The following is a 422-nucleotide window of genomic DNA, read 5'->3' on the forward strand; positions in this document are numbered from 1 at the left end:
TTTTAATTGACCTTGAACGTCTTTTCCACGTTTTTTGGCTTCTGTAATGACTCCGGCAGCCATGATATCATCACTGGCAAAAAGGCCGTCAACTGCAGGCTGTTCATCGAATAGTTTTGAAATGATGTTCTGGTAGTCTTCATGAAATGACACTTCATATGTAATAGGCTGTCTTCCGTGCTCACGCATCACATCTTCATATGCTTTTCTCCTGAGATTTGCAGGCGTTTCAAGTTCAATCGGCCCATTGATGAGAACGATATGCTGACAGTCCTTTTCTATCAGTAGTTCTGCTGCCTTTTTGCCTCCATCAAAGTTGTCTGAGCCGACAACAGGGACTGTTTCTGATAAGTAATGGTCAATCGCGACAATCGGAAGATTTTGCTGGTGATAATTGAGTATTCCCCGGTTGTAAGTGACGG

1 protein-coding gene is annotated in these 422 nt (G+C 43.1%); it reads right to left on the minus strand.

Translation table 11 applies throughout. From position 1 onward, the window contains the following. Positions 1 to 422 (minus strand): substrate-binding domain-containing protein (locus RVS70_RS22720; protein WP_321135003.1); only part of this gene is annotated, 422 nt, incomplete at both ends.

It is taken from the genome of Virgibacillus sp. M23, assembly GCF_034190895.1.
Taxonomy (GTDB): Bacteria; Bacillota; Bacilli; order Bacillales; family Amphibacillaceae; genus Virgibacillus; species Virgibacillus salarius.